This is a genomic window from Roseibium sp. (assembly GCF_048261595.1).
Classification (GTDB): Bacteria; Pseudomonadota; Alphaproteobacteria; order Rhizobiales; family Stappiaceae; genus Roseibium.
In genome coordinates this window covers 210,683-236,078 of record NZ_JBLXFW010000003.1, presented here as the reverse complement: position 1 = coordinate 236,078, position 25,396 = coordinate 210,683, and the positions used below count along the sequence as shown (strand labels likewise).

The 25,396-nt window shown below is 59.4% G+C and carries 19 protein-coding genes and 1 tRNA gene; 6 read left to right on the top strand and 14 right to left on the bottom strand.

Annotation, left to right across the window (positions count from 1 at the left end; all coding sequences use genetic code 11):
• Positions 1 to 3: 3 nt before the first annotated feature.
• From ACN0SY_RS12220 to iolG, 6 genes are all read right to left on the bottom strand, one after another.
• Positions 4 to 1,926, bottom strand: coding sequence for a bifunctional 5-dehydro-2-deoxygluconokinase/5-dehydro-2-deoxyphosphogluconate aldolase (locus ACN0SY_RS12220; protein ID WP_417687411.1), 1,923 nt, complete (start codon positions 1,924 to 1,926; stop codon positions 4 to 6).
• Positions 1,916 to 3,034 carry a Gfo/Idh/MocA family protein gene (locus tag ACN0SY_RS12215; RefSeq protein WP_417687927.1) on the bottom strand — a complete coding sequence of 373 codons (1,119 nt, stop codon included), beginning with the start codon at positions 3,032 to 3,034 and terminating at the stop codon, positions 1,916 to 1,918. The genes ACN0SY_RS12220 and ACN0SY_RS12215 overlap by 11 nt, the downstream gene beginning before the upstream one ends.
• A gap of 77 nt (positions 3,035 to 3,111) precedes the next feature.
• The gene (locus tag ACN0SY_RS12210; protein ID WP_417687925.1) at positions 3,112 to 3,870 is read right to left on the bottom strand and encodes an ATP-binding cassette domain-containing protein; all 759 of its coding nucleotides are present in this window, start codon (positions 3,868 to 3,870) and stop codon (positions 3,112 to 3,114) included.
• Between the two features lie 61 nt (positions 3,871 to 3,931).
• A complete protein-coding gene (locus ACN0SY_RS12205) occupies positions 3,932 to 5,038 on the bottom strand; it encodes an ABC transporter permease (RefSeq protein ID WP_417687410.1) in 1,107 nt (368 codons plus the stop codon).
• Between the two features lie 70 nt (positions 5,039 to 5,108).
• Positions 5,109 to 6,029 carry a sugar ABC transporter substrate-binding protein gene (locus tag ACN0SY_RS12200; protein WP_417687409.1) on the bottom strand — a complete coding sequence of 307 codons (921 nt, stop codon included), beginning with the start codon at positions 6,027 to 6,029 and terminating at the stop codon, positions 5,109 to 5,111.
• Between the two features lie 98 nt (positions 6,030 to 6,127).
• Complete coding sequence (gene iolG, locus ACN0SY_RS12195) at positions 6,128 to 7,144, bottom strand: inositol 2-dehydrogenase (protein ID WP_417687408.1); 1,017 nt, start codon at positions 7,142 to 7,144, stop codon at positions 6,128 to 6,130.
• Between iolG and ACN0SY_RS12190 the strand changes: the two genes are divergently transcribed.
• Complete coding sequence (locus tag ACN0SY_RS12190) at positions 7,097 to 8,362, top strand: LacI family DNA-binding transcriptional regulator (protein WP_417687407.1); 1,266 nt, start codon at positions 7,097 to 7,099, stop codon at positions 8,360 to 8,362. The genes iolG and ACN0SY_RS12190 overlap by 48 nt on opposite strands.
• A gap of 486 nt (positions 8,363 to 8,848) precedes the next feature.
• Here the strand turns inward: ACN0SY_RS12190 and ACN0SY_RS12185 are convergent.
• Positions 8,849 to 8,925 (bottom strand) — tRNA-Arg (locus ACN0SY_RS12185).
• 419 nt (positions 8,926 to 9,344) lie between these two features.
• Between ACN0SY_RS12185 and ACN0SY_RS12180 the strand changes: the two genes are divergently transcribed.
• Positions 9,345 to 9,965, top strand: a complete 621-nt coding sequence (locus tag ACN0SY_RS12180; RefSeq protein ID WP_417687406.1) for a hypothetical protein — start codon at positions 9,345 to 9,347, stop codon at positions 9,963 to 9,965.
• A complete protein-coding gene (locus ACN0SY_RS12175; RefSeq protein ID WP_417687405.1) occupies positions 9,949 to 11,493 on the top strand; it encodes a M48 family metalloprotease in 1,545 nt (514 codons plus the stop codon). The genes ACN0SY_RS12180 and ACN0SY_RS12175 overlap by 17 nt, the downstream gene beginning before the upstream one ends.
• A gap of 69 nt (positions 11,494 to 11,562) precedes the next feature.
• On the opposite strand, the gene ACN0SY_RS12170 is transcribed toward ACN0SY_RS12175, so the two are convergent.
• From ACN0SY_RS12170 to ACN0SY_RS12150, 5 genes are all read right to left on the bottom strand, one after another.
• Positions 11,563 to 12,432, bottom strand: a complete 870-nt coding sequence (locus ACN0SY_RS12170; RefSeq protein WP_417687404.1) for an RNA polymerase factor sigma-32 — start codon at positions 12,430 to 12,432, stop codon at positions 11,563 to 11,565.
• Between the two features lie 183 nt (positions 12,433 to 12,615).
• Positions 12,616 to 13,209 (bottom strand): CarD family transcriptional regulator, encoded by a 594-nt coding sequence (locus tag ACN0SY_RS12165; protein WP_417687403.1) that lies wholly within the window; start codon positions 13,207 to 13,209, stop codon positions 12,616 to 12,618.
• 437 nt (positions 13,210 to 13,646) lie between these two features.
• Positions 13,647 to 13,985, bottom strand: a complete 339-nt coding sequence (fdxA, locus tag ACN0SY_RS12160) for a ferredoxin FdxA (RefSeq protein ID WP_417687402.1) — start codon at positions 13,983 to 13,985, stop codon at positions 13,647 to 13,649.
• Positions 13,986 to 14,171: 186 nt separating this feature from the next.
• On the bottom strand, positions 14,172 to 14,543 hold the full coding sequence (locus ACN0SY_RS12155) for an RNA-binding S4 domain-containing protein (protein WP_417687922.1): 372 nt from the start codon (positions 14,541 to 14,543) through the stop codon (positions 14,172 to 14,174).
• Positions 14,544 to 14,572: 29 nt separating this feature from the next.
• A complete protein-coding gene (locus tag ACN0SY_RS12150) occupies positions 14,573 to 17,467 on the bottom strand; it encodes a helicase-related protein (protein WP_417687401.1) in 2,895 nt (964 codons plus the stop codon).
• An 839-nt stretch (positions 17,468 to 18,306) separates the two neighbouring features.
• Here ACN0SY_RS12150 and pyc point away from each other — a divergent pair.
• Positions 18,307 to 21,756, top strand: coding sequence for a pyruvate carboxylase (gene pyc / locus ACN0SY_RS12145; protein WP_417687400.1), 3,450 nt, complete (start codon positions 18,307 to 18,309; stop codon positions 21,754 to 21,756).
• A 124-nt stretch (positions 21,757 to 21,880) separates the two neighbouring features.
• Here pyc and ACN0SY_RS12140 read toward each other — a convergent pair whose 3' ends face one another.
• Both ACN0SY_RS12140 and ACN0SY_RS12135 read right to left on the bottom strand, forming a co-directional pair.
• Complete coding sequence (locus ACN0SY_RS12140) at positions 21,881 to 22,639, bottom strand: glutamine amidotransferase (protein WP_417687399.1); 759 nt, start codon at positions 22,637 to 22,639, stop codon at positions 21,881 to 21,883.
• 55 nt (positions 22,640 to 22,694) lie between these two features.
• The gene (locus tag ACN0SY_RS12135) at positions 22,695 to 23,171 is read right to left on the bottom strand and encodes a TerB family tellurite resistance protein (protein WP_417687398.1); all 477 of its coding nucleotides are present in this window, start codon (positions 23,169 to 23,171) and stop codon (positions 22,695 to 22,697) included.
• A gap of 294 nt (positions 23,172 to 23,465) precedes the next feature.
• Here ACN0SY_RS12135 and ACN0SY_RS12130 point away from each other — a divergent pair, with 294 nt between their 5' ends.
• Positions 23,466 to 23,963, top strand: coding sequence for a hypothetical protein (locus ACN0SY_RS12130; protein ID WP_417687397.1), 498 nt, complete (start codon positions 23,466 to 23,468; stop codon positions 23,961 to 23,963).
• Positions 23,964 to 24,012: 49 nt separating this feature from the next.
• Positions 24,013 to 25,275: an imelysin family protein gene (locus ACN0SY_RS12125; protein ID WP_417687396.1), complete on the top strand. Its 1,263-nt coding sequence runs from the start codon at positions 24,013 to 24,015 to the stop codon at positions 25,273 to 25,275.
• The last annotated feature ends 121 nt before the right edge of the window (positions 25,276 to 25,396 follow it).

Sequence of the window (25,396 nt, the reverse complement as noted above, 5' to 3'; positions counted from 1 at the left end):
CCTTTATCCCTCGTTCCCCGGCCAATGCGCCTTGGCCCGGGCCGTATCCCAGATCTCACTCAGTTTTGCGAACCGGGCGGCCATCAGATCAACTGCTTCGCAGTCATCCATGTCTCCCTTCAGCCAGGCCCGTGCCGCATCCCCGAAAATCGTACGGCCCACGGCAAACCCTTTCACCAGGTCAAACTGGGCCGCAACCTCGAACGAAGCGGCCAGTTCTTGCTCGGGCGCGTCGAGTCCGAGGACGACGATGCCGCGGGTATTTGGATCATTCTCTTCAATGGCTGCCACGGCATTTTCCCATGCCCTGGCATTTGCCATGGGTTCCAGTTTCCACCAATCCGGATAAATCCCGGCCGCATAGAACTGGCGGATCAGAACCGCTGTTGTCTCGTCGGCAACCTCCCCGACCTTTGAAGGGATGATCTCCAGGAGGAATTCCAGGCGATTGCGCCGTGCGGCCGCATAGAGCCGCTTGACCGACGCTTCATGCCGAACGCGCATTTCCGCATCGTCGTCGGGGTGGCAGAAAACCAGCAACTTGACGACGTTTTCCCGCGCCCATTCGCCCAGCTGGCCGCAATCCGGGCCAATTTCCGGCTCGAGCTCGATGGGGCGCGATCCGGGAAGCTCCGTCGGCCGACCGATCCAGAGACCGGTTCCCGAAGCCTTGTGCAAGGCGGACCGCCCGATCCGGTTGTCACAGAGAATTCCATACCCCGGCCGGCCCGCTTGAACCTTAAGTGCAGCCTTGAGACAGAGTTCCTTGAAGGCAGCTCCCTTATCCAGGGTGTAGCCATCCATCTCCTCGAGCTGCAATCGATGATCAAAGGCGAAGGTTCGCAGCGTCGACCAATCCCCATGCCGATTGGTCGCCCAGTGAACCTGTTCGAGTTCGGCGTCGTTGCGCAAGTCTCTCCGGACGATCCCGCGATTGAAAAAGAACTGCAGCTCCTTCCAGCTCGGGTAGGCAGGCGTGCAGCCGTGACGCGAAACAGCGAAGGCCCCACAGGCGTTTGCATATTTCAACGTCGTCGGCCAGTTCTCGCCATCCAGCCATCCCTTCAAGAGGCCCGACATGAAGCCATCGCCGGCGCCAAGCACGTTGAAGACCTCGATCGGAAAGCCTGGTCCACTGACGCCTGCATCAAGATCGTCCGGAATTTCCGTCTCAAAGGCGACGGCGCCCATGGGCCCGCGTTTGCACACCAGGGTCGCATTCGACACCTTGCGTACGGACCTAAGCGCCTCGACGGTGTCGATCGTACCTCCCGCGATGTGGAATTCCTCTTCAGTCCCGACGATCAGGTCGAAAAGATGAAGGCTTTCCTGCAGCTTGGCCGTCACCTTCTCCGACGCAACGAACCTGCTTTCGCCTTCATTGTGACCGGCGACGCCCCAGAGATTGGGCCGGTAGTCGATGTCGAGTGCTGTCTTGAGACCTGCCTCACGGGCAATCGTCAGCGCTTTCAGAACAGCTGCTTCAGTCTGCGGATGGCTCAGATGCGTTCCGGTTGCCACGACCGAGCGCGAGGACCGGACGAAATCCGGATCTATATCGTCTTCGCAGAGCGCCATGTCCGCGCAATTTTCCCGATAGAAGATCAGCGGGAACTGCTCCTCGTCGCGGATGCCCAGGATCACAAGCGCGGTCAGACGCTCAGGATCGGTTTTCACCCCACGTGTGCTGACACCGTGGCGTTCCAGTTCTTCGACGATGAAGCGTCCCATATGCTCGTCGCCCACCCGGCTGATCAGACCGGATTTCAGACCCAGCCGCGCCGTTCCACAGGCCATGTTCGTGGGGGAACCGCCGATATACTTGTCGAAGGAACCCATATCCTCCAGACGGCCGCCGACCTGTGTTCCGTAGAGGTCCACCCCGGCCCGGCCGATGGTGATGACGTCGAGTGTCTTATTCGTCATTTCTCGGTTCGATCTTCATTGGTTTTCCATTTGAGGCGGCCATTGCATGGATGATGCGCTCGATTTCGTACCCCTGGGCAAAGTCGGGACCGGTGTTCTGCTCGCCCGCGATCGCCATCAAAAGATCCCTCGCTTCCACCACTTTTTGTTCGTTGAAGCCGAAGTTATGTCCCGGCGCCGGACAAAAGGCTGCGAAGTCCGGCTGTTCAGGCCCGGTCAAGTGCCGTGAGAATCCCGCATCGCCTTTCCTGTGAACCCAAAGCTCGTTCATGTTTTCCTGATCGAAGACGATCGTCCCCTCGGTCCCATGCACCTCCCACTGCAGGCGGCACTTGCGCCCTCGCGCAACCCGCGAGGTTGCGAACGACCCTTGCGCCCCAGAGGCAAACCGAAGCAAGGCCAGAGCGCTGTCCTCATTCTCGACGGGCCTCATGCCCTCCGGGGATGGCCGCTCTGTTACGGCAATCTGGGTCATCGCGGTGACTTCGGCGACCGGCCCCATCAGTGCCAGCATCTGGCTCACGAGGTGGCAGCCGAGATCGCCAAGCGCGCCAAGGCCGCCTGCCTCGTGAGTCATCCGCCAACTCCACGGGAGGTCAGGATCGGCGGAGTAGTCTTCGTCATAAACACCCCGGAACGCGAGCGGCGTCCCGATATTTCCTCCGGCAACCAGGTTTCTGGCCGCCTGAAACGCGGGGCTTCGAAGATAGTTGTACCCAAGCATCGTCTGCAGGCCCGGGCGGGCGGCAGCGATAGCCGCCATTGACCGTGCGTCCGCAAGCGTCAGGGCCATCGGCTTTTCCAGCCAGACATGTTTTCCGGCCTCGAGCGCCGCCTCAGCCATTTCCCGGTGCAGGCCGTTGGGCGTGGTGATCGAGACGATGTCAACCTGCGGATCCCCCAAGGCTGTCCGCCAGTCCGTCGTCGCTCTCGCAAAACCCGATTGCCGAGCGAACTGACGTGCGCCCTCCTCATCCGCATCGCAGAGGATCTCCAGCCGTGGCCTCGCACCGCCAAAGACCGTCGCCACATTGTTCCAGGCCATCGCATGACACCTGCCCATGAAGCCGGTGCCGATTAAGGCTACGCCGAGAGATTTTTCAGGCATCTTCCGCATGTTGAGAACCAGAAAAGAAGACTGCAGGACTGGAAAGGCAGCTTAAACAGTCACCTTTCCGATTTTGATCAAACCGTCCCGTCGAGAGAACCTTCAAGTTGGGCCAGTTCCTGGCCTCCGGCCATCAGGTCCTGGAGTTCGTTCGGCGTGATTTCGCCCCGCCTGGCCGTCCCCAGTGTCTTGCCGCGGTTGAGCACCGTGAAGCGGTCACCAACGGCCAGGGCATGACGGACGTTGTGCGATATGAAAACGACCCCGACGCCCTGTTTGCGGACCCGGTCTATGGTTGCCAGCACGTTTGACGTCTGCCGCACGCCAAGCGCAGATGTCGGCTCATCAAGAATGAGGACCTTGGCGCCAAAGTAGACGGCCCGCGCGATTGCAACCGTCTGGCGTTCGCCGCCGGACAACGTGCCGACCGCCTGATCCGGACCTCGCAGATTGATGCCCATCTTGCGCATCTCGGTCATCGTGACCTCGTTTGCTGTCTTGGCATCGAACCGCTTGAGCGGCCCCCGGCCCTTGGTCGGCTCTCGTCCCATGAAGAAGTTCCGGGTCACGCTCATCAGCGGGATCATCGCGAGATCTTGGAAAACCGTCGCAATTCCGGCTTCCATCGCATCGCGCGGCGTTTGGAAGGAAAGCGGAGCGCCCTCAAAGGAAATCGTTCCCTTCGTCGGTTTGTGCACGCCCGACATGGTCTTGATGAAAGTCGACTTGCCCGCGCCATTGTCACCCAGGAGGCAGTGGCATTCCCCTGGCCGGACGTCAAAACTAACGCCTGCCAATGCGATGATGTTCCCGAAATGCTTCTCGATATTGTGCATCTGGACAATCGGTGTCGCCTCGGGGGCATCACCATGATGGAATTTGCTGTCGGCAGTCATGTCAGCGCTCCCCGGTCACACGCTTGCGAATGGCGTTGTTGAAGAGAACGGCGATAAGAAGCATGCCCCCGAGGAAAACCTGGAACCAGTCCTGGTCGAAGCCGGTGTAGGTCAAGCCAATCACCACCATGCCGAAGATGATCGCCCCGAAAAACGCTCCAATGGCGGAGCCATAGCCGCCAGTCAGGAGACATCCGCCAATCACAGCGGCAATGATGGCCTCGAATTCCTTTTGGAAGCCGCGACGCGCATCCGTCGAACCGGCATCCATCACGGTAATGATCGCAACCAGAGCCGCGCAGCAAGCAGTGACCATGAACAGCGAAATCTTGACGCGGGAAACAGGCACACCGGAGTTGGAAGCGGCGTTCGCATCGCCGCCTGCTGCAAAGATCCAGTTACCGACAGGCGTCCGCAGCAGGACGTAGGTCGCCAGCAGCGCGATTGCGAGGAACCACAGGATCTCGACAGGAATACCCGGCACTTTCGGCGCACCGCTCTTGAAACTGTCGATCATGCCCATTTCGGCCAAAGTCGCGAACAGCCCCTCAAAGGCTTCCCCGGAGAAGAACGGGGCGAGCCAATCGCCCTCGATCGCATCACGGACTCCCCTGAGTTGGGTTGAGCCCCCGGTCGCCATCTTGAGCCCTACAAGCGAAAGGCCCCGTAGAATGAACAGAAAGGCGAGCGTCACGATAAAGGACGGCAGTCCGGACCGCATGACGATCGTTCCATTGATGGCACCGACCATTCCGGCAAAGACGAAAGTCAGCGGGATGGAAATGAGCAGGGGCAATCCCCAGGTGACCGTGCAAACCCCGAAGAAAAGCCCTGCAAACGCAACCATCGAACCGATGGAAAGATCGAATTCGCCCCCGATCATCAGCATGGCGGCGCCGATCGCAAGAATGCCGAGCTGAGCTGCTGGCGTCATGAAGTTCATGACACCGGAAAGGGTGAACATGGCTTCGTCAGCCGTCAGGAGGAAAAACAGAAACACAAGGATCACGCCTGCAATTGCACCCAGTTCGGGCCTCTTCATCAGGCGGGCAACTAAAGGCTCTGACTTGAGCCTCTCGTCGACGACGAGGGTCGGGGTGTCGGTCACTTTTTCCTCCCATGAGTCCCCAGGGCAGCTTTTCGTGCCGCCCTGGATGTCCATCAAAGCTGACAGTAAATCAGCGGATACCCTTGGCGGACAGATCAACGACCTGAGCTGCCTTGTCGGCCGTGATCAGGTTCGGGCCCGAGGGAACATTCCCGCCGGGCATCAGACCATAGTCGGCATGCAGAGCAAGAAAGTTGACCGAAAGATACCCTTGAAGGAACTGCTGCTGGTCGATCGCAAAAGCAGCGTCGCCGTCAACAATTGACTGCAGGAAGCCAGCGGACATATCGAAGGTTGCGACGTTGATGTCACGGCCCGTTGATTTGACTGCGGCAACCGAAGGTTCGCCCGCGGTGGACGCTCCGAGCGCCATCACCGTATCGACGTCTTCATCAGAAGCGAGCGCAGCCCGCACCTTCGCTTCAACTTCGGCCGGGTCGTTGGACGTCGGCAAGACGGTCACGGAACCACCGAAACCGGCGGTGAAGCCTTCGCAGCGCAGATCCAGCGCGACATTGCCGACTTCCTGGTTCACGCAAATGCCCTTCTTTCCGCCCATGGATGCCAGTTTCTCACCCGCAGCCTTGCCGGCGTCGTATTCGTCCTGACCGACATGCAAAAGCGCACCAAGACCTTTGGAGACATCAGAACCGGAATTGATCGAAATGACCGGAATTCCGGCTTCGACGGCGCGTTCGATCGACGGCCCGAGAGCATCGGCGTCCGGAATGGAGACAACCAGACCATCCGGCTCCTGGTTCACCGCTGCATCGATAAGTTGCGACATGGCAACCATGTCGAAGGTTTCCGGCGAACGGTACTCAACGTTGGCGCCGGTGTGTTCGGCAGCCTTCTCAACGCCGTTCTTGACCACTGACCAGAAGGGGTCGTTGGCCTGGCCGTGCGCCACGACAATGATGTCCGCTGCAAACGCCGGAACAGCAGTTGTCATCATTGCCGCCGTTGCAATGCTCGCAAGTAGTTTCTTCATGGATATCCTCCCTGATTTTGGAACACGGCAGCACCCGCTGCCCTCCTCATTTCCCGGCGCAAACCGCCCGGGACACTTCCCTATCCGGCAAATCCTCCTCAGGCGGACGGGAATTCCTGAATTCGATATGCGACTTCGACCGCTTGACCCGTCCTTGCCGATTGCGTGGCCGCTTCGGCCATTGCAAGCGCGGCGACACCATCCTCGAGCGACACGGGCATCGGCGCTCCGCTCAGGGCCGCATCGACGAATGCCTCCCACTCCGCCGCATAGGCTGGCATATATCGCTCAAGGAAAAAGTAGGTCGGCTTGGCCGAAACGACGCCGGAGGCCGTCGACTTGACCACCGTGTTCTCCAGCATGTTCTGCGCCTGCAGGAGGCCTTCGGAGCCAAGCAATTCAACACGCTGATCATAGCCATAGACGGCCCGTCTGCTGTTCTTGATCACCGCGATCCGGCCATCATCATAGGTCATGGTCACGACAGCGGTGTCCACATCGCCAGCCTGGCCAATTTCCGGATCGACAATGGAAGTCCCTACGGCCCGAACCGTTACCGGGCGGGTCCCCATTAGGAAGTTCGCCATGTCGAAATCGTGGATCATCATGTCGCGGAACAGGCCACCCGACACCTTCACATAGGACACCGGTGGCGGCGCAGGGTCGAAGGAGGTAATCGAGAGCAGTTCGGACTTCCCGATCTCGCCGCGCTGGCTGGCCGCCTTCAACGAGGAGAAGCTGGGGTCGAAACGACGATTGAAGCCAATCATGACCGGCGTCACCGTGTTCGCAACCTTATCGAGACAGGCCTTCGCCCGCTCAAGAGACAGGTCGACCGGCTTCTCACACAGCACTGCCTTTCCGGATATGACCGCAGCTTCGATCAGGTCCGAGTGAGTATCGGTTGAGGTGGCGATCAGCACCGCATCGATCGACGGGTCTCCGAGGATCGATGCGGAACTGCGGGCTTGTGCTCCATACGCCGCCGCAAGACTTTCCGCAGCCTCTTCGATCACGTCCGATACGGCCACCAACGTCGAACGGGCATTACCCGTTATATTGACAGCATGCACCTGTCCGATGCGGCCAGCGCCGAGCAAACCCACCCTAAGCATCAATTTCTCCCAAAACTGCGACGTGTGGCCGTCGTCTTGGCCATAGGGTTATCAAGTCTGCACGCGCGTGCAAGCAAAATTTGCACGCGCGTGCAATTTTGTGTCAACCTTCTCCTGAGACGCTCGGCCGCATTCAGAGGAAACAACTGGGAATCTCATCAACTTCAACGTAAAACGGGCGATCGGATCCAGGGGGCGGACGCTTTGAAAAAAAACGAGTTGCCTGAGAATGTAACTGCCGACGACGTTGCGGCGGCGGCCGGCGTTTCCCGTTGGACGGTCAACCGTGCCTTCAAAAAAGACGCGTCGATATCTCAAGCCTCTCGCGAAAAGGTCCTGAGCGCCGCGCAGTCTCTTGGCTACGTTCCCGACCTCAGAGCTGCGTCGTTGGCGTCCGACCGGTCCAACCTGGTCGCGCTGCTGGTGGACGACTTCGCCAATCCCCACAAGCTGGTGATGATGGAGCGACTGACCCGGGCCTTGCGCAGCCGTGGCTGGGACACCCTCCTCGTCAACACGCTCAATCGGGACGACGCGGGCTCGGCCATGCTCAACGCAAGCCAGCGGCGGGTTGACGCGACTATCCTGATCGGAATCCAGTTTGACGATGACGTGCTGGAGGCCGCCCACAAGGCGCGGCGCTTCAAGAAGCTGATCATCTTCGCGCGCACCTCGCAAAACCCGCAGACCATATCCATCGCGGTTGATGATGTCGCCGCGACGCGGGAGATCGCGCAATATGTAATGGATCGGGGATACAGAAATCCGCTTTATCTTGCGGGGCCAAGAACCGTTTCGGCGCATTTGCTGAGAAAAGAGACGTTCCAGGCTTTCTGGAAGGAAAATACCGGAAAAATACCGGCGTCGATCAGCGTCGATGCCTACGATCCGGTACTCGCCGCGGAAGTTGTGACCAACACGCTATCCGGCCGCGAAGGCAGCCAGATGCCGGACATTGTCGTCTGTGAGAACGACGCCCTGGCGCTGGGCACCATCGACAGCATCCGGCACCGTCTTGGCCTGCGCGTCCCAGATGATATCGCGGTGATGGGGTTTGATGACGTGCCGCAGGCAGAAAGCCCGAACTATCGCCTGACGACCTATCGCCAACCGCTCACCGTCATGGCGAACTATCTGGTCGACGTGCTCGAGAGCTCCGAAACCTCCGATCTCGACAAGATGTTCGTCGGCAATTTGGTCGTTCGCGAGAGCGCCTAGACAAAAACTATCTTCGCGCCGACTTTGAACACGGAAGTAAATTGCATTATCTCCGGCTGCGTAGATGCAGCGCGAATTTCGCGACGAAGCTGGACCGGCGCGCTCCTTGCGCCACGGGAAGCCCAATGACCCGAGAGGCGTCTTAATCTCGGTTCAAGCTCCACCAAATCGCCGGAGGCGAGCCACGGGGCCGCGGCGCTTTTGGGCAGTGACGTGGTCCCGGTTTTCCGGACAGCTCAGCGCCGGATTTAAGGTGTATCCGGATTGGTTTTCATGCCGCCAATTTCAGGTTCCTGTCAGCCCAATATGCCTCTCTGGGAGATTTTTGCTCAAGGGCTGAATGAGGCCGTTCGGTGTTGGAGAAGATCATCCAGTCCCGGAAAACACGATGTGCCTTGTAGCCGTATTGAGCTCACTGTCACTTGCATTGCGCTTACATGAGCGAAAATCGTGACTCGATAATGAATGATAAGGTATTGAAAAAGTTGGTGATCCCGGCGCGATTCGAACGCGCGACCCTCAGATTAGGAATCTGATGCTCTATCCTGCTGAGCTACGGGACCATGGACTTGCAATTACCATGAAGATTGAGGATTTGCGAGCCCAAGCGCAGGTCACAGGCCGATTTTCCCAAATTCGCATTGCTTGCCCGCTTGCCTTCTGCCGACCGTATTTGGCCTCTATCCCTGACTGGAAACGGGATAAGCTGGCGCTGAACGCGGGACTGCCAGGAGCCAATGATTTGAAACCGTGCGCGCGGTTCGAACACGTCAACGAAGACAAGCGTGCCTGGCCGCTCGCGGCCAATGCGTTGCGCTTTAGGACGCCGCTTATTGCTGCTGTCACCCTATTTACGGTCGCTAATCCTGCCACAGCCAGCTCGCAAGCGGCGCACCCATGCATTCCGCCCGATGCGGCAGGGATTGAAGTCCGCGCCGCAGGAAAAGGCCGAGGCGATTTCATTGATGCTACCGGTCAACGTATGTTCCTGACCGACCTCGTTCCCGGGTTTGACAAATACGCATCCGGCTTCAATGGCAAGGCAACGTCGTTGCGCGCATATCCGGCAGGTCCGGCCAACCGTTGGAACCTGGTACCGGCCTGGATCGTTTTCGCAGACGATACCGGAACATCGATGACCCTGCTTCAGGCCGATCTTCTGGCAAAGGGGATGGCTGTTGCTGATCCGACCCTTGCGAACGCCCCATGTGCGGAGGTTCTCCTCGCGGCAGAGCAATCCGCCCGGGACGGCCGGCTCGGACAATGGGAAGCCCAGAAGGTATATTCGACGAGGGCGCCGAAGATGCTTATCGAGAAAGCCGGAACGCATGTGCTCATCGAAGGACGGATTGTTTCTCTTGGAAAAACGGCACGTACTCGTTATCTGAATTTCGGGCATCACTGGAAAAGCGACCTTACGGCGATTCTCTCGATCGGGGACGAGCCCGCATTTGTTCCGGCCCTTGAAAAGAAAGGCGTCTCGATGGATGACCTTGCTGGCCGTGCGGTGCGCATTCGCGGATATGTGGAGGTCCGGGATGGCCCCCTGATCCGGCTGTCGCACCCGGGTCAGCTGGAAATCCTTGATGGCAGAGGGAAGTAACGTGACTGCGCGAGATGCGAGCAAGACCGGTGACAGACTGACGGGCGGACAGAGAACGTCCGCAGGCCGCTCTTTGCCACACGGCAGGCGCATCACGGCGGCGCTCGGCCTGGCGTCCCTGCTTCTGCTGGCCGGTTGCCAGCTGCTTGGCCCCAATTCCACCGAGGTCGGACTCATCGCGCCGGGGGCCTTGCGGCCCAACCTTGCCGAGGACATCGGCGCGCGTGAACATCCGCGCGTCGTCGCAACATATGGCGGGGTCTACAAGGACGCGGGTGCGGAGCGTGCCGTTGCCAGCGTTGTCGGACGCCTGGTGGCCGCGTCGGAAGATCCGTCGCAAAGCTATCGGATCACCATCCTCAACTCGCCGGCCATCAATGCATTTGCTCTTCCCGGCGGATATCTCTACGTGACGCGCGGTCTGCTCGCACTGGCCAACGACACCTCCGAACTGGCGGCGGTGCTGGCGCACGAAATGGCCCATGTAACGTCCAACCACGCAATCGAGCGCCAGCAGCGTGCCGAAGCGCGTGAGCTGGCCAACAGGATCCTGACGGATGTCGTGCAGGATACCGAAACCGCACGGGCGGCGATTGTCTCGTCGCAATTGTCCTTCGCCAGGTTTTCCCAGGTCCAGGAACTTCAGGCCGACGTGGTGGGTGTCAGGACCCTCGCCAAGGCTGGTTACGATCCTTATGCGGCCGCGCGTTTTCTCCAGTCCATGTCTGCGTTCTCCGCCTATCAGACAGCGCAGAATGACAAGGCCAGTGCGCCCGACTTCCTCTCGTCGCACCCCACAACCCCAGAGCGGGTCAGTCTAGCCATCAAGTCGGCGCGACAGATCGGCGCTCCGGGGATCGGAGAGCGCGACCGGGACCGCTATCTTGGACAGATCGAAGGCATGCTGTTCGGAGATGACCCTCTTGAGGGCTTCGTGCGCGGGCGCGCCTTCCTGCACAAGGCCCTCGGCATCGGTTTTGAGGTTCCCGGTGGCTACTTGCTGGAGAACTCGCCCGAAGCGGTTCTTGCCAGCAATGGCGATGGAACGGCCATGCGCTTTGATGGTGCCGACCTGAGCGTCTATGACTCGCTGAGCGACTACATGACATCGGGCTGGATCAACGGCCTGCTTCCGGAGAGCGTCCGCGAAACCACCATCAACGGGTTGCCCGGCGTTGTTGCGGCTGCGATCACACAGGGCTGGTCGTTCCGAATCGCGGTTCTGAGCATTGGCCGCACCGGCTATCGCTTCATCTTTGCCAGCCGAAATCCGAACACGAATTTTGACAAGGAATTCCGGCAGACGATCGACAGCTTCCGCCAGCTCACACCAACCGAACGGGCGCGCCTGCGATCTCTGCGGCTCAAGGTAACCCGCACCCAGGCCGGTGACACACCGCAGAAACTGGCGATCGGAATGAACGGGGTCGACCCTTCACGCCGGCTGCAGTTCTTCCTTGTCTTGAATGGTCTTGAGGCTGACGAACGATTGGCACCGGGAACACCGGTCAAGCTCGTGGTGGACTGAAGCCTGACCGGACCCGGTGCCATGTGTCGGATGGGGCCAACGTTTTTGTCTTGCTGCTTACGGGTACGCCTAGATCGAATAGGCGGCCCGATCGGGTTGCTTTTCCAGCAGGGCGGTTTTCAGTTTTTCCATGGCCCGGCTTTCGATCTGCCTGACCCGCTCCTTTGAAATTCCGAGTTTCTGACCCAACGCCTCCAATGTGGCGCCATCGTCCGAAAGCCGGCGCTCGCGAACGATCCGCAGCTCGCGCTCTGACAGAACCCTCAGGGCAGATCGCAACCATTTCGCACGGCGCTCGTCATCGATACTCTGGGTTACAACCTCGTCAGGGGTCGGGTCTTCCGAGACCAGGAAGTCCTGTCTGTCTGCCCCTGAACCATCGGTTTCAGCCACCGGTGCATTCAGCGACGTGTCCGGGCCGCTAAGGCGTGCGTTCATCAACGCCACGTCCGCCGCCTTCACTCCGATTGCATCGGCAATCTTCTGGTGCAGTTCGGAATCCGTCAGGGACGACTGATTCCCGGACAATTTCGCACGCAGGCGGCGCAGGTTGAAGAACAGTGACTTCTGGCTGGAGGAGGTGCCGCCGCGAACGATGGACCAGTTACGCAGGATATAGTCCTGGATCTGCGCCCGGATCCACCAGGTGGCATAAGTCGAGAAACGAACTTCCCGCTCAGGTTCAAATCGTGCCGCAGCTTCCAGAAGACCGACATGACCTTCCTGGATCAGATCGCCAAGGGGCAGGCCGAAGTTTCGGAACCTTGACGCGACCGCAATCACGAGACGCATATGCGCCAATGTCAGGCGATCAAGGGCCCGTTTGTCACGTTGGTGCCGCCATTTAACCGCAAGGTCGTGCTCTTCCTCACGAGTGAGATAGGGCGCCTTCATCGCCGCCCTGACCATCTGACGTCTTTCGACCTGGGAAGTGGACATGGTTCGCCGCTCCAGTTTGTAAGTCAGAAGGATTACGTAGTCCCGTGTAGTTTAGATCACTTCCAATCTTCCAAGAATGGACCCGCCGCGCACAAATCCGTGAACGACCACTGGTCTCACAAGAACAAAAAACCCGGCACGAGGCCGGGTTTTCCTGATCGACGATCAAATGTCGCAAGAAGCTTATGCAGCTTCTTCCTGATCACCGTCCTCATCGTCGCTTTCGGCAGCTGCCGCGGCGGCTGCCTTGAGCCGAGCCGGAGACTTGGCGAGGTTCTGCTCGATCTGCTTGACGGCCTCGGTTTCGGAGCACTTGTCGACAGCTGCAATTTCGCGGGCCATACGATCCAGCGCAGCTTCATAAAGCTGACGCTCGGAGTAGGACTGTTCAGGCTGGTTCTCGGAACGATAGAGATCGCGGACAACTTCGGAGATCGCGATCAGATCGCCGGAGTTGATCTTTGCCTCATATTCCTGCGCACGGCGGCTCCACATGGTGCGCTTGACACGCGGACGTCCACGCACGGTCTCCAGGGCCTTCTTGACAGCTGCCGGATCACCCAGCTTGCGCATACCTACGGAAGCGATCTTTGCGACCGGAACGCGAAGGGTCATCTTGTCCTTCTCGAACACGATCACGAGCAGTTCGAGGCTATGGCCCGCGACGCTCTGTTCCTCAATGGCAGTGATCTGGCCCACACCGTGAGCCGGATAGACGATATATTCGCCGGTCTTAAATCCCTGACGCTGCGCGGCCTTCTTCGTACCAGTTGCCATTCTCGTTACTACTCCTGCGCAGTTGCTGGTCCAGCGGACCCAGTTGAGCCGCTCCCGGCGGCGCAATGTTCTTGTCGTGACGCGCGCAGATCCCGATAACCTTTCCCATTGGAAGGTCTGTTGATATCCGGCACGTCTGGGTGGTCAGCCGTAAAATTCCACTCTAAAGATTTGGTCAGTCATAGAAAGCATGCGGTCCTGCTGACAATCCGCTTGGGACTGCACCTGCCAAATTTCCTCCGAAGCGGGGAGATTAGCCTGTGGTTGAACGACTATCTGGCAAATATAACACATAAATTTGAAAAATTAAAGCACGCAAGCATTTATGCCCCGCGCACAGCAGGAATGCGCCGATTGCATAGCCAATCGGGATGTCTGGTGATGAGCGGTCATGGCCGCGACCGCTCCCACGCCTGCAAGATGTCAGTTGCCCGGTATTAGCTGTCCGAAGGGCCCTCAGGGGAGAAGTACTGCTCGAGCTTGTTCTCCTTGCCATCGAATTCCTCGGCCTCGGGAAGCGCGTCCTTCTTCTCGGTGATATTCGGCCACTTGGCCGCATACTCAGAGTTCAGCTCGATCCATTTCTCAAGGCCGGGCTCCGTATCCGGCAGAATCGCTTCAGCCGGGCACTCGGGCTCACACACGCCACAGTCAATGCACTCGTCCGGATTGATCACGAGCATGTTCTCGCCTTCGTAGAAGCAGTCTACCGGGCACACCTCGACGCAATCGGTGTACTTGCACTTGATGCAGTTGTCGGTGACGACGTAGGTCATCGCAATCCTCTAAATGACGGCCGTTTCGCTGCCCGGTCCCTCTGCTTGGGCAGAACGGCGCTGAGCAGTTTCATCTAATCGCGTTGGGTAGCTCTTTTGGAAGGCTGGCGCAAGCGTAACGAAACGCCGTTTGCGAGCAGGAGCGCAAACCCGTTCCTCAAACAGACAGCTATGCGGATTCTCTTTTCAGTCGGTGTCCGTGAAGGCGTCCATACGCCTCCGATCGCGCTTTGTCGGGCGTCCTGCGCCAGGTTCGCGCTGTGCCGGAACGGGCGGAGGCGCTTCCTTTTTTGGCACCGGTGGAGACATGTCCTCATAAAGAAGACTGGCTTCGGAAAAAGGGCCGCGCCGGCTGCCGAGCGCAACGACCTTCAGGATCAGGATGCGACGCTCAAGCGTGATCGTCAGGACATCGCCTGGCTTCACCGTCTTGCTGGCAGAGGAAATTTTGTCGCGGTTGATCCGGACATGGCCACCGGTCGCCAGCTTCTGTGCCAGGGACCGGGATTTCGTGACCCTGGCGTACCAGAGCCACTTGTCGACGCGCAGGGAACCAATACCTCCCGGCGCGATGTCACCTGAGGAACTCAGGACTTGTCCTTGCTGTCCATGCCCTGCTTCAGCGCCATAAGCGCCGCAAAGGGCGAGTTCGGATCGATCGGCTTGTCCTTCTTGGGGCCACGGTCGGAGCGGCTCTGATCGTTACCGAAGGACCGCTGCGGCCCACGGCCCTTGCCGGCGCCCTTTGGCCCGCCATGCCGCTTTTCGCCTTTGCCCTGACCGCCCTTGTTGCGGTTGTCACCGCCACGACGATTTTCCTGGCCACGCTGACGCGGACGCCGGTCCGCACGTCCCGGACGCCAGATCTCGATGGTGACGGTTTCCATCTCTGCATCGGCCGGAGGCGCTTCTGTGTCGGTGGTCGCGGCAGCCGCGGCTTCATCGGCAGAAGCCTCGGCCGTTGCTGCCTCTTCGGTCAAAACCGGGGCTTCGGCAACCGGGGCTGCTTCGCCAGCCGGCTCTTCGGCCTTGGCGGCGACCGGACGCTGCTCCTCACGCGTTTCGCAACGATACCCGAGCGACTTCAAAATGGCCGAGAAGTCTTCACCGGCACAGCCAAGCAGCGAAGTCATCGCCACGGTGACGGTAAAACCACCGCCCTGAGCGATCGCACCATCGGGCGGAGACACTTCAGCATCAAGCGGCTTCCAGGCAACAAGCGGACGAATAAGATCCGCGAGGCGTTCCAGAATATCGACGCGAACGGCGCGCGGACCACAGACACGGAAACCGACGACCTTGTAGAGCGCCTTGTCGATGGTCTCATCGACAGGGATCGAGGTACGGCCCGACGCGGACAGCTGCGGCAGATCGCTGATACCGTTCATGTCCAGCGAACCGTGCTTCAGCGCCCAGAGCTGCGCCAGAAGCTGGCTCGGGGCCGGCTTGAGCAGCGCGGGCACATAGATGTTGTAGGCACCAAAACGTACGCCGTGTTTGCGCAGGGACGCGCGCATGTCCTGATCGAGTTGGCGGATTTCGTCGGAGGCCTCCTGACGCTCTAGAATGCCAAGCCCCTCGACAATACGATACGCCACGCCGCGTGCCAGACCTTCCAGGCCTTCGGCAGCCTTCAGATCGGCAAGAGGCTTGAGAAGAGTCTCAATCTGCGCGTTGATCCAGAGATTGAGACGATCCTGCACCTTCTCGCGAGCGGGACCGCTCAGCTGTTCGTCGGCAAGCAGCAGAACCGAGGGAGCCAACACTTCCTCAGCAGCCACCACCTTGGCCACAGCCTCGCCGCGCCAGCGGATCGATCCATCCGACGTCAAAACGAAGTCAGAGTTCTCCGAACGCGACAGCTTGTCAGCCCGGCTCTCGATCTCGGCCGCGAGGGCTTTCTGTGCAGCAGCACGAACCGTCTTTCCATCCGGTCCTTCTGCAGCTGCATCAGGGGCAAACCGGAAGCCGAGCAGATTCCCGATGTGCTGTCCTTCTACGAGCACATCACCGCTCGACGTAATTTCCGCTTCCAGCATGGCGTTCTCTCTCAAACGTCGCATCAAAACACTGGTGCGCCGGTCCACAAACCGCTGGGTCAGCCGCTCATGCAGCGCATCAGATAACTTGTCTTCAATGCCGCGCGTCACACCCTGCCAGTGGGCCGGATCGGCCAGCCAATCGGGTCTGTTCGCGACAAATGTCCATGTCCGGATATGGGCGATCCGGTTCGCCAGTGTGTCGATATCACCATCTACGCGGTCTGCGAAGGCCAATTGACGCGCAAACCAGTCGTCTTCAATCGCCCCGTCCTGCATGAGATGGGTAAAAATCGTGTTCAAAAGCTCTGCATGATTGGCCGGAGCGATCTTCCGGTAATCAGGCACCTGGCACACATCCCAAAGCAATTCGACCGCTTTTTGGCCCTTTGCCATGCCAGAAACAAGGGAATCCCGCAGCAGGTTCTCCAGCGCGGTCACATCGTCACCGATCGGAGCCCGGGCCAATCCGTCTTCCTGCGGCGGCTTGTCGAGCGATCGGCGCAAACTGTCGGCTGACGAAAAATCAAGCTGACTGTTGCGCCATTGCAGCACCTTCAAGCTGTTGAAATGGTGATTTTCAATCTGCTCCACAAGATCATCGTCGAGCGGATCGACCCGACCGGTCACGCCGAAAGTCCCATCGCGGGTGTGCCGACCGGCGCGGCCGGCGATCTGCCCCATCTCGGCGGCAGTCAGCTGACGGTACTGGTAGCCATCATATTTCCGGTTTCCGGCGAAGGCGACATGGTCTACGTCCAGGTTCAGGCCCATGCCGATGGCATCCGTGGCGACAAGGTGCTCGACGTCGCCATTCTGGAACAGCTCGACCTGGGCATTTCGAGTCCGGGGGCTCAAAGATCCGAGCACCACGGCCGCCCCGCCGCGCTGACGCCTGATAAGTTCGGCGATGCCGTACACTTCGTCTGCGGAAAAGGCGACGATTGCGGAGCGTGGCGGCAACCGCGAAACCTTCTTGGAGCCGGCATAGGTCAGCACCGACATGCGGGGCCGGGTAATGACATTGAGACCGGGAAGCAGCTTCTCCAGGAGCGGCCGGATCGTTGCAGCGCCCAGAAGCAATGTCTCGGATTGTCCTCTCAGGTTCAGGATCCTGTCGGTGAAGACATGCCCCCGGTCCAGATCCCCCGCAAGCTGCACCTCGTCGATGGCGACGAAGTCCGTCTGCAAGTCGAGTGGCATCGCCTCGACGGTAGAAACCCAATAACGCGGCGCCTTGGGCAGGATCTTTTCCTCGCCCGTGATCAGGGCAACCGCGTCCTCGCCGGCCCGGTCGACGATCCGGCCGTAGACCTCCCTTGCCAGCAGGCGCAATGGAAGCCCGATCAAACCGCTCTGATGACCCAGCATGCGCTCGATGGCGAGATGGGTCTTGCCGGTATTCGTCGGCCCGAGCACCGCCGTAACGGTTCGGGATCTCATTGCTGGCGGCAATGGCATGTAGCTGGGGCGTGGCATGGGGGCTTAAGGAATTGCGGCTCTTTCGGAGCGTCCGTGAACGGGTCTTTCGATCTCGAAGTTGCGGGCTGTCTAGCACACAGCCTTCTGTTCTGTCGCCCTCTTTTCAGCTGCGCTCCGGTGGCGGTTTCCACGCCCAAGAGAACGACTCTGGAACAAACAACGACCGAATCGGCGACTCAGATCGATTCCGTTTTCGTTCTATACGAGATCTGCGCACCCCGGCGCAGTGACATACAAAATGCTGAATCTTGTCAGAGTCTTGAGTCAAATCCCGCGCGACAGCGCCCAGACCGTGTCAAGCAGGATTCTTGGTTGCCGGAAGGTGTCGGCGGCAAGGCAATAGCCGGAACGATAATTTACCTTTGAAACAGGACAGGAACAATCGGCAAACGAATCGCTGACTCCCGAATGTTTCGGTTTTGATCTCCGGCGAACTGGCATCGGAATCATGCCCGGAATGCAAGGCGCGTCGGACTGGGGGAACGGAACACTGCGAGCAATACCGGTCGCGTTTACCGTTTTGTCCGGTTTTGAGACGCCTGGGTTCAGCTTGAGGCGAGTCAGGCCTGATTTCGGCGTTGCGATATTCCAGTTCAGGAATTTTCTTGCCCATTCGTCATTTTATTTATTGATTTCAGATGCTTGTAAAATCTGTCAGGACACTAAGACTGTTCGTTTAAGCAAAAGACATATTCAAAAAATGAATAGGACATAAGTCCTGCCCCTTTCCTTGGCGCTTACATCCAAGTAGAACGCCCTTGGCCGTATCTGCGCACCGCAGCAACGGAAGATTGGGAGGGATGCTTTTGGCAATTCGCAAGATACTCGTCGCAAACCGTTCCGAAATCGCAATTCGCGTTTTCCGCGCCGCCAATGAGCTTGGCCTGAAGACCGTCGCGATCTTTGCGGAGCAGGACAAGCTGGCCCTGCACCGCTTCAAGGCAGATGAAGCCTATCAGGTTGGCAAGGGCCTGGGCCCGATCGAGGCCTACTTGGCCATCGACGAGATCATACGAGTAGCCAAACAGTCCGGCGCCGACGCCATCCACCCGGGATACGGCTTCCTCTCGGAAAGCCCGGAATTTGCAGAAGCCTGTGCCGAAGCTGGCATCGTCTTCATCGGGCCGAAGCCGGAAACCATGCGCCGCCTTGGCAACAAGGTCGCAGCCCGCAACCTGGCGATTGAGGCAGGCGTTCCGGTCATGCCGGCGACCGACCCGTTGCCGGACGACATGGACAACATCAAGCTGCAGGCCGTCACGATCGGATACCCGGTCATGCTCAAGGCTTCCTGGGGCGGTGGCGGCCGCGGCATGCGCGTCATCCCGGATGAAGCGACGCTTGTCCGCGAAGTGGTTGCCGCGAAGCGCGAAGCGAAAGCCGCCTTCGGCAAGGACGAAATCTACCTCGAAAAGCTTGTTCAGCGTGCGCGCCACGTGGAAGTACAGATCCTCGGTGACGGACAGGGCGGTCTGGTACACCTGTTCGAACGCGACTGCTCGATCCAGCGCCGTCACCAGAAGGTGGTCGAACGTGCGCCCGCGCCGTACCTGGATCCCGCCAAACGCGAAGAGCTGTGTGAATACGGCCTCAAGATCGGCCGCCAGGTCGACTATCGCGGCGCAGGCACAGTCGAATTCCTCATGGATGCGGACACTGGCTCGATCTACTTCATCGAGGTGAATCCGCGCGTTCAGGTCGAACACACGGTCACCGAGGAAGTCACCGGTATCGACATCGTCAAGGCACAGATCCAGATCGCTGGCGGCGCGAAGATCGGCTCGGAGGCGAGCGGCGTACCGGCGCAGGACAAGATCCGCCTGAACGGCAACGCCCTTCAATGCCGTATCACGACCGAAGATCCGGAGCAGAATTTCATTCCGGACTACGGCCGTATCACCGCTTATCGTGGTGCAACCGGCTTCGGGATTCGCCTCGATGGCGGGACGGCCTATTCCGGCGCTGTCATCACGCGCTTCTATGATCCGCTTCTGGAAAAGGTGACGGCCTGGGCCCCCACCGCGGAGGAAACCTGCAAGCGTATGGACCGTGCCCTGCGCGAGTTCCGTATCCGCGGTGTCGCAACCAACCTGGTCTTTCTCGAGAATATCATCGACCACCCGAAGTTCCGGGCGAACGACTACACGACTCGATTCATCGATGACACGCCTGAGCTGTTCGAGCAGACCCGGCGCAAGGACCGCGCAACCAAGCTCCTGACCTATATCGCCGATGTTTCGGTCAATGGACACCCGGAAACCCGCAATCGCGCCCGTCCGGCGCAGGACGCAATGCTGCCGGAAGTGCCAGATTTCGGCGATGGGAAGCCCGCCGGTACGAAACAGCTGTTCGATCAGCTCGGACCGAAGGGGTTCGCCGACTGGATGAAGGCTGAGACCCGCACGCTGGTCACAGACACCACCATGCGCGACGGCCACCAGTCGCTATTGGCCACCCGCATGCGCACCAACGATATCGTGCGCATCGCCGATGCCTATGCTGCCGGCCTGCCGAGCCTGTTCTCGCTTGAGTGCTGGGGCGGTGCGACCTTCGACGTTTCCATGCGCTTCCTCACCGAAAGCCCGTGGGAGCGGCTGCGCCTGATCCGCGAGAAGGCACCGAATATCCTGCTTCAGATGCTTCTGCGCGGTTCCAATGGCGTCGGCTACACGAACTATCCCGACAACGTGGTGAAGTTCTTCGTTCAGCAGGCAGCGGACAACGGCGTGGATCTGTTCCGCGTCTTCGACTGCCTGAACTGGGTCGAGAACATGCGCGTTTCGATGGACGCGGTGATTGAAGCCAACAAGCTTTGCGAAGGCGTCCTCTGCTATACCGGAGACATGCTGGACAGCGCGCGTCCGAAGTACGACCTGAAATACTATGTCGGCCTCGCCAAGGAGCTTGAAGCAGCTGGCGCCCATATCCTCGGCATCAAGGACATGGCAGGACTTCTCAAGCCGCAGGCGGCCCGCATACTCGTACAGGCGCTCAAGGAAGAAACGGATCTGCCGATCCACTTCCACACCCATGACACGTCAGGAATTGCAGCCTCGACGGTCCTGGCCGCTGTGGAAGCCGGCGTCGATGCCGTTGACGCCGCCATGGACGCCTTCTCCGGACTGACGTCACAGCCGTGCCTTGGCTCGATCGTCGAGGCCCTGCGCGGATCAGATCGCGAGACCGGCCTCGACACCGGCACGATCCGTCAGATCTCGTTCTACTGGGAAGCCGTGCGCACCCAGTATCGCGCCTTCGAAAGCGACCTGAAGGGCCCGGCCTCGGAAGTCTACCTCCATGAAATGCCGGGTGGCCAGTTCACCAACCTGAAGGAACAGGCGCGCTCGCTGGGCCTTGAGTCGCGCTGGCACGAGGTCGCCCAGACCTATGCGGACGTCAACATGATGTTCGGCGACATCGTCAAGGTGACCCCATCGTCCAAGGTCGTCGGCGACATGGCCCTGATGATGGTCAGCCAGGGGCTGACGGTTGCGGACGTGGAAGATCCGTCGAAGGACGTCGCATTCCCGGACTCTGTCGTGCAGATGCTTCGCGGAGACCTTGGCCAATCTCCGGGCGGTTGGCCGGAAGCCTTGCAGAAGAAGGCTCTGAAGGGTGAAAAGCCGATTACCGTTCGCCCCGGCTCACTGCTAAAGGCCGCAAACCTTGATGCTGAACGCAAGAAGGCAGAAGACGCGACCGGCCGTTCGATAGATGATGCCGACCTTGCCGCCTATCTGATGTACCCGAAGGTCTTTCAGGACTTCGACAAGGCCCAGCAGCAATACGGCCCAACCTCGGTTCTGCCGACTCCGGTCTATTTCTATGGCCTTGAAGCTGGCGACGAGATCCTTGTCGACCTCGAGCCGGGCAAGAGCCTCGTCGTTCGGTGCCAGGCCCTTGGTGAGACGGACGAGAACGGCGAAAAGAAGGTCTTCTTCGAACTCAACGGTCAGCCGCGCATCATCAAGGTTCCGGACCGCGCCCACGGCGCTGCGGGCGCAGCCGCAAAGCGCAAGGCCGATCCGGACAACGAAAACCATCTCGGCGCTCCGATGCCCGGCGTGATTTCGACCGTGGCGGTCAAGGCTGGCCAGCAGGTATCTGCCGGCGACGTCCTTGTCTCCATCGAAGCCATGAAGATGGAAACCGCGCTTCATGCGGAACGCGATGGCATCGTCGCGGAGGTACTCGTCGCCCCGGGTGTGCAGATCGACGCCAAGGATCTGCTGATCGTCTTCGAAGGCTGATCAAGTTACTGCAAAACAGGCAAGCGCGGGCTTCTCGGAAGCCCGCGCTTTTTCATTTCAGGTCTGGAAGCTAGCCGGATCGCAAGCGATTACGACGGGAAGTGCGTTGGATGGGCCGGACCATCTACTCCGCAGCACTCATACGAGGCATGTGCATGGCTGGACGCTCAGCGGTCCCGATCCAGATATCGAGGAATCGGTCCAACCAACTCCGGACCGCCGCATCATGAACAAATCTTCCCGCGAAGTGATCCCGTCGCTGCTGGGCGCCCGGGAGCTCCAGCCGAGGTGCGCCCTTGGTGGTCCATCGAACCATCATCGAGTGGGTAAGTTCCGGATGGAACTGAATTCCGAAGGCATTCGCACCATACCGGATCGCCTGATGCGGGTAGGTCGGGCTGGTAGCCAGCAGTTCGCAGCAGCCGGGAAGAGTGAAGCCTTCCTTGTGCCATTGATAGACCTTGTCAGGCCACTCCATGAGTGACTTTCCGGCATCCGTGGGCTTCAGAGGATAATATCCGATCTCGACCAGCTCATCGCGATGCGCGGTAACCTTGCCACCAAGCTGCTTGACCATCATCTGTGCGCCCAGGCAGATGCCGAGGAAAGGCTTTTCCTCGCGCAGCGGTACGTCAATCCAGTCGATCTCCTTGCGCACGAAGGCATCTGGATCGTTCGCGCTCATCGGCCCGCCGAAAATCACGGCACCCGCGTGATTGTCCATGGTGCCCGGAAGGCTGTCGCCAAAACGAGGTTTGCGGATATCGAGGCCAAAACCTCGTTTGACAAGTTCCTGTCCGACGCGCCCGGGCGACGAATTTTCCTGATGGAGAACAACAAGGATCTTTGGCCTTGAGGACCGCGCGTGTGTTTCGAGTCTCATGGTGATCTAGTTTAACGCATTCCTCTGCGCCGTCGAGGAATTTTGCAGCGCACTCTTACCCGGCTTCATCCGGCTCGGGAGCGAGCTTGGCAACTTTCTGGCGAAGCAGCATCCGGTCTCGAGTCGAAATGCCCAATAGCTCGGCAACCCGCCAGATAGTGTTGTCTTCGAACTCGTGAACATGTCCGTCCGAGTAGACGATTTCCCACATCATCTCGACGATCTCGAGCCGCTCTCTTTCATCGGCGGTTCGCTTGAGTACCGACGTGAAGCCGTAGAGATCGACCGCTTCGCTGTCGCGCTGCTTCGCTGCCTTGATCAGCTCCGTCGTCTCGTCATCACTCAACTCGTAGCGGGTCTGAAGGATCTCTCTGAGTTTCGTGCTCTCGCTATCCTCGACTACGCCATCGACATCTATCAGATGAAACAGCAGGGCCGCCGCCGCAAGACGTTTGTCGTCTTCGGCAAAGGTGACCTTGCCGCTGTTTCCAAGTGTGATCTCGCGTATGAAGTGCTTGAGAGCAGTGAGCATAAGTATCGTCCAAATTCATCAATGCCAACTCTGGCCGCCGGCCGCCTGGTTTCAATGTTCCGTCCACTGGAGCGCGGCCACGCCTCCTCTATGCAAATAATGATAACAGAACCCCTTTTCACAAGAGGTTACTCTTATCTCTTTCGGTAACGTCCGCGTTGCACGCTTGGTTCCAAATTTTAGAACGTTTCTAATATATTGATTTTACGTGGATTTATACTTGACTTTGATACTCATAAAATGATTTCTGCCGTCAGGAGATTTTGGACGCCTCAGACGTCAGGAGACCCCGGCATGACCGCCATGGCGATGCCTATCGACATTGAAAGACGAGCGGAATGGCTCGTGGTTGAAGGCATGCGGCGATATTTGAGCGGCTATTCGACCGGCGACATCCGCTGTTGGGAGATGGCCTGGGATCTCTATTCTGCGGAACTCGGCAGCGACCGGGCCCGCAAACCGATCTCCGAACTGTCCTGCTATGCACGCGCCCTGAACAAGCACGCCGCCAGGCACTTCTGCCTCTTCCCTTACGACTGCACCAAACTCTGCCAGGACGAATGCCTCGTCACGGCGCTGGTTGCGGTCGCCCAGGTTGGTGACACGAATACTCTCGAAGCCATCGCAAACGTCCTCGTCTCACAGGCCGGACTGAACGAAACGGTCTTCGCGGCCACCGAATTTGCTCTCGCCCTTCAGGACTGCGGGCTCCGGCTGGGGACAGTAGATCCTGACACCCTGATCCTGGATGACTGCCCGCTCAAGCGTTTTGGCAGCCAAAACCGACACTGACCACTGGACCGCCTCTCGGGCGGTCATACCGATTAACGAGGAACTGCATATGAAATCGATCAAGTTCGGCCTGATGGCCGCCACCGCCCTCTTCGCTCTGCCGGCAATGGCCGCGTCACCAGCCGAAGTTCTCGACACCTATGGTGATATTGCCGAAGCCGCATTCGCAGATTCCCTGACAACTGCCAAGAATCTGCAGGGTGCCATCGACGCACTGATCGCCAACCCGTCCGAGAAAACCCTCGCCGCCGCGCGCGCTGCATGGGTCGCAGCCAGAAATCCGTATCAGCAGACCGAAGCCTATCGTTTCGGCAATGCGATCGTCGACGATTGGGAAGGCAAGGTGAATGCATGGCCGCTTGACGAGGGCCTGATCGACTATGTCGACACGTCATACGGCGAAGAGTCCGAGGAAAACGCCTTCTATACCGCAAACGTCATCGCCAACCCGAAGCTGGAAGTCGGCGGCGAAGCCATCGATGCGACCAACATCACCGCCGAACTCCTCGCAGACCAGCTTCAGGAGGCCGGCGAAGTCGAGGCCAATGTTGCTACCGGTTACCATGCGATCGAATTCCTGCTCTGGGGCCAGGATCTGAACGGAACCGAAGCCGGCGCTGGCAACCGCCCTGCAACCGACTTCGATCCGGCCAACTGCACCGGCGGCAACTGCGAACGCCGTATCGCCTATCTCAAGGCAGCAACCGAACTCCTGATTTCCGATCTGGAAGAGATGGTTGCAGCGTGGGCCGAAGGCGGCGCTGCGCGTGAAGATCTCGCAGGCAAGGGCGATGCGGGCGGTCTGGCAACCATCCTGACCGGCATGGGCTCGCTCTCCTACGGCGAACTGGCCGGCGAGCGCATCAAGCTCGGCCTGATGCTGCACGATCCGGAAGAAGAACACGACTGTTTCTCCGACAACACTCACATGTCGCACTACAACGACATCGTTGGTATCCGGAACGTCTATTTCGGCAGCTACAAGGGAGTGAACGGCAACGGTGTATCGGGCGCTTCCGTCGCCGATCTCATCGCCGCGAAAGACGCTGCGCTTGCTGAAGAAATGAAGGCAAAGCTGGACGCAACGCTCGCAGCAGCCGAAGCCATGAAGGCACGCGCCGAAGGCGGTGAAGCCTACGATCAGATGATCGGCGAAGGGAATGACGAGGGCAACGCGGTCATTCAGGCCGTGGTGGATGCTCTGGTTGACCAGACCAAGACCATCGAACGCGTCGTGGCCGTTCTCGAGCTGGACGAAATCGCATTCGAAGGCTCCGACAGCCTCGATAACCCGGGTGCTGTTTTCGAATAAGACAGATCGTTCGGCGGACCAATGGACGCAGTGTCGGGCAGTCCGCCGAACCATCCTTGATGCCGTTCGGGAATTGGGGCAAACGGCATCGTACAGCGACGCGAACCGATCGGTTACGAAG

What these genes read in the sequence shown, in the direction of transcription:
- ACN0SY_RS12150 (WP_417687401.1), bottom strand. Translation starts at nt 17,467, where the DNA reads ATGAGATCCCGAACCGTTACGGCGGTGCTCGGGCCGACGAATACCGGC.
- ACN0SY_RS12135 (WP_417687398.1), bottom strand. Translation starts at nt 23,171, where the DNA reads ATGCTCACTGCTCTCAAGCACTTCATACGCGAGATCACACTTGGAAAC.
- ACN0SY_RS12190 (WP_417687407.1), top strand. Translation starts at nt 7,097, where the DNA reads ATGCACCTGTCCGATGCGGCCAGCGCCGAGCAAACCCACCCTAAGCAT.
- ACN0SY_RS12125 (WP_417687396.1), top strand. Translation starts at nt 24,013, where the DNA reads ATGAAATCGATCAAGTTCGGCCTGATGGCCGCCACCGCCCTCTTCGCT.
- ACN0SY_RS12215 (WP_417687927.1), bottom strand. Translation starts at nt 3,034, where the DNA reads ATGCCTGAAAAATCTCTCGGCGTAGCCTTAATCGGCACCGGCTTCATG.
- iolG (WP_417687408.1), bottom strand. Translation starts at nt 7,144, where the DNA reads ATGCTTAGGGTGGGTTTGCTCGGCGCTGGCCGCATCGGACAGGTGCAT.
- ACN0SY_RS12180 (WP_417687406.1), top strand. Translation starts at nt 9,345, where the DNA reads ATGTTCCTGACCGACCTCGTTCCCGGGTTTGACAAATACGCATCCGGC.
- ACN0SY_RS12210 (WP_417687925.1), bottom strand. Translation starts at nt 3,870, where the DNA reads ATGCACAATATCGAGAAGCATTTCGGGAACATCATCGCATTGGCAGGC.
- ACN0SY_RS12140 (WP_417687399.1), bottom strand. Translation starts at nt 22,639, where the DNA reads ATGAGACTCGAAACACACGCGCGGTCCTCAAGGCCAAAGATCCTTGTT.
- ACN0SY_RS12170 (WP_417687404.1), bottom strand. Translation starts at nt 12,432, where the DNA reads ATGTCCACTTCCCAGGTCGAAAGACGTCAGATGGTCAGGGCGGCGATG.
- fdxA (WP_417687402.1), bottom strand. Translation starts at nt 13,985, where the DNA reads ATGACCTACGTCGTCACCGACAACTGCATCAAGTGCAAGTACACCGAT.
- ACN0SY_RS12220 (WP_417687411.1), bottom strand. Translation starts at nt 1,926, where the DNA reads ATGACGAATAAGACACTCGACGTCATCACCATCGGCCGGGCCGGGGTG.
- ACN0SY_RS12165 (WP_417687403.1), bottom strand. Translation starts at nt 13,209, where the DNA reads ATGGCAACTGGTACGAAGAAGGCCGCGCAGCGTCAGGGATTTAAGACC.
- ACN0SY_RS12200 (WP_417687409.1), bottom strand. Translation starts at nt 6,029, where the DNA reads ATGAAGAAACTACTTGCGAGCATTGCAACGGCGGCAATGATGACAACT.
- pyc (WP_417687400.1), top strand. Translation starts at nt 18,307, where the DNA reads ATGCTTTTGGCAATTCGCAAGATACTCGTCGCAAACCGTTCCGAAATC.
- ACN0SY_RS12130 (WP_417687397.1), top strand. Translation starts at nt 23,466, where the DNA reads ATGACCGCCATGGCGATGCCTATCGACATTGAAAGACGAGCGGAATGG.
- ACN0SY_RS12175 (WP_417687405.1), top strand. Translation starts at nt 9,949, where the DNA reads ATGGCAGAGGGAAGTAACGTGACTGCGCGAGATGCGAGCAAGACCGGT.